This is a genomic window from Arthrobacter sp. Ha26 (genome assembly GCF_059091705.1).
In genome coordinates, this window is the sequence record NZ_JBNHGX010000016.1 from 1 (window position 1) to 2,142 (window position 2,142).

2 protein-coding genes are annotated in these 2,142 nt (G+C 64.8%); both read left to right on the top strand.

Annotated elements, in window-relative coordinates; translation table 11 throughout:
- Positions 1-73: 73 nt before the first annotated feature.
- Entirely contained in the window at positions 74-1,291 is a 1,218-nt protein-coding gene (gene istA, locus AC5RVY_RS19040; protein WP_493956253.1) for an IS21 family transposase, read from the top strand.
- On the top strand, positions 1,291-2,079 hold the full coding sequence (istB, locus tag AC5RVY_RS19045; protein WP_373992441.1) for an IS21-like element helper ATPase IstB: 789 nt from the start codon (positions 1,291-1,293) through the stop codon (positions 2,077-2,079). Before istA ends, istB begins: the two co-directional genes overlap by 1 nt.
- Positions 2,080-2,142 lie beyond the last annotated feature (63 nt).

Consider the following 2,142-nt stretch of genomic DNA (forward strand, 5'->3'; position numbering starts at 1 on the left):
TGTCGGTGACGGTCGAAAAGTGAGCCATTGTGACGGTTGAAAACTGAGCCACCCGTTCCAAACGATTGGGTGGGTGATCACAGTGGAGGATTGGGCGCTTATTCGGCGGTTGCATCTTGCCGAGGGTGAGTCGATGAGGTCGATAGCGGCGCGGTTGGGGATCTCCAGGAACACGGTGGCGAAGGCCGTCAGCGCTGAGGGTCCACCTACGTACGTTCGGGCACCGCAGGACTCCGGGATCAAAGCTGTGGAACCGGCAATTCGTGCACTGCTGGCGGAGAACCCGCGGATGCCGGCGACAGTGTTGGCTGAACGGGTGGGCTGGTCTGGGTCTCCGGCCTGGTTCCGCGAGAACGTAGCCAGGATCCGGCCAGAGTATGCCCCGGCTGATCCTGCGGACCGGATCTCTTACGATCCCGGGGATCAGGCGCAGTGCGATCTGTGGTTCCCGGAGGTGCGAGTACCCGTCGGCGCAGGCAAAGCCAAGGTGTTGCCGGTGCTGGTGATGGTCTGCTCGCATTCACGGTTCATCCTGGCCCGGATGATCCCGTCCCGGATGACCGGGGACCTGCTTGCCGGAATGTGGGAGCTGCTCGGATCCCTTGGCGCGGTTCCGCGGCGGCTGATCTGGGACAACGAAACCGGCATCGGCCGGCGGAACAGCTACGCCGCCGGAGTCGCGGCATTCGCCGGGGTCCTGGCCACCCGGATCGTGCAGGTCAAACCCTACGACCCGGAGAGCAAGGGCGTGGTCGAGCGGGCCAACCAGTTCCTGGAGACCTCGTTCCTGCCGGGCCGGATCTTCGCCTCTCCGGAAGACTTCAACAATCAGCTCGACCAGTGGCTGCCGAAGGCTAACGCCCGGATGGTCAGGCGGACCGGCGCGCGCCCGTCGGACCTGCTCACAGCAGACAAAGCGGCGATGCTGGCGCTGCCACCGGTTCCACCGGTCACCGGCTTCACTGCAAGGGTTCGGCTGCCGAGGGACTACTACGTCAGGATGGGGTCCAACGACTACTCCGTCCACCCGCAGGCCATCGGCCGCTTCGTCGACATCACCGCTGACCTGACAACCGTCACGATCAGCCTGGACGGCAGAACCGTCGGCACCCACCCTCGGTCCTGGGGCTCCGGCCTGACCATCACCGACCCCGCCCACGTCGAGGCGGCAAGGGCATTGCGGAAGGCCTTCCAAACCCCTCCACTCGTGGGCGAAACAACCGGGCTGCGGGACTTGGCGGACTACGACCGCGCCTTCGGTGTGGTCCTCGACGACGGGCAGGTCGCCTGATGCCCGAAGCCAAAGAAACGACTGGCCAGATCGAGTACTACTCCCGGGCGATGAAAGCACCCCGGATCCGTGAAGCAGCAACCCGGCTCGCGGACCAGGCCCGTGAAGGAGGCTGGACCCACGAGGAATACCTCGCCGCTGTCCTGTCCCGGGAAGTCGCAGCCAGGGAAGCCTCCGGCGCCGAACTAAGGGCCCGGGCAGCTGGTTTCCCGGCCCGGAAATCACTCGAGGACTTCAACTTCGATCACCAGCCAGGGCTCAAACGCGACACCATCGCGCACCTTGCCACCGGCGCGTTCCTCACCGAAGCGTCCAACATCGTCCTGCTCGGACCACCCGGCACCGGCAAAACCCACCTCGCGACCGGCCTGGGCCTGCGGGCCACCCAGCTCGGACACCGCGTCCTGTTCGCCACCGCCATCGACTGGGTCGCCCGGCTCCAGGCAGCCCACCAGAACGGCCGCCTGCCCCAGGAACTGGTCAGGCTGCGCCGCTACGGACTGATCATCGTGGACGAAGTCGGCTATATCCCGTTCGAGCAGGACGCCGCAAACCTGTTCTTCCAACTGGTCTCATCGCGCTACGAACACGCCTCGCTGATCCTCACCTCAAACCTGCCCTTCGCCCGCTGGGGCGACGTCTTCGGCGATCAGGTCGTCGCGTCGGCCATGATCGACCGCATCGTGCACCACGCCGAAGTCATCACCCTCAAGGGCTCCAGCTACCGCCTCAAACACACTCAGGTCGACTCGCTGCCCTCGACAAGACCGGAAAATACGGCAGAATAACCAGCGTCAAAGTGGCTCACTTTTCAGCCCGCGAAATGGCTCACTTTTCGACCAACGCTGACA